Raw genomic sequence first — 1,099 nt, forward strand, 5'->3', positions numbered from 1 at the left:
CAGCTTGTCCTCTATTTCGTTAACCCCACCCCTGGCTTTGAAGAATTCCTGTTCCGCTTCGCTCAACGAGCCTTCCTTGCTTTTGCGGAGGTCGTACATTTCCAGGAGGTCTTTCTGGAGCTGTTCTATCTGATCGTTCAGGCTGGCAATCTCATCGGTTGACTGTTGCAGTAGGCGCTGTGCGTTTGCCAGCGTTGCCCGGGCTTCGTCGAGGTTCTTTTCCCGGAATGACAATTCCCGCTGGATGGAGCTGACCTTGTTCTGTTGCCGGATGAAAGCGATGTTTTTTTCGTTGTAAGCAGCGCTGGCCTGGCTGAGTTCTTCGGCCACCTTGCGGAAGCTGCCGTCGGTGTTGGAGATCTGCTCCCGGGCCTTTTCCACCTCTTTGCTCATGCTGCCCAGAGCGCTTTCAATCTCTTTGTTTTTTGCACTCAGCTGTTCGATGCGCTCCTCGATTTCCTTGCGACGAAAAGCATTCTCTGCCAGGTAGTTTTCGAAGCTCTCCCGCTTTGCCCTGAGAGTGGCAATTTCCTGAATGGTTTGATTGAGGCGGGCCTGTGCCTGTTGGATGGAACCGGCATCTTTGGCCATTTTCAGCTGGCTGAGCTGGTCGCGCAACTGGTGGAGCCGGGAGCTCAGCTTGTCCTCCTCCTGCTGGCTGCGCTGTATGGTTTTTTCCAGCACTTCCAGGTTCTTTTTCCGTCCGATTTTCTTGCCTTCGAACAAACCGACACTACCCCCGCTGATGGTGTATTTGCGCTGAATGTAGCGGCCGCTCTTGGCCAGCACGGTCAGCTTTTCGTCGGAAATTTCTTTGGCCAGTTCGTCTGTTTCGGTCACCACCACATGGTGCAGCAGGAAGTTGATCAGGTTGCGGTGGGCCGGGTCGCACTGGATGAGGTCAACGGCCGGTTTTGCTTCCGAGGGTGTCAGTGTGGCCGGCGGCTGAAAATCCTTGAAGGCATCGAGGATGAAGAAGTTGGCTTTGCCTTTTTGGGCCTTGTTCAGCAAGCGTATGGCGGCCTGTGCCTCATCGAGGTCTTTTACGACGTAGTAATTGAGGTAAGGTTCCAGGTAGTTCTCGATGGCCACCCGGTAA

The 1,099-nt window shown here is 54.3% G+C and carries 1 protein-coding gene; it reads right to left on the bottom strand.

The window, feature by feature from the left end; genetic code table 11:
* Positions 1 to 1,092, bottom strand: a 1,092-nt coding sequence (locus D6783_03180) for a chromosome segregation protein SMC (GenBank protein ID RME53003.1), incomplete at its 3' end; no start/stop codon positions are given.
* Positions 1,093 to 1,099: the final 7 nt, after the last annotated feature.

Source organism: Candidatus Woesearchaeota archaeon (genome assembly GCA_003694805.1).
Taxonomy (GTDB): Archaea; Nanobdellota; Nanobdellia; order Woesearchaeales; family J110; genus J110.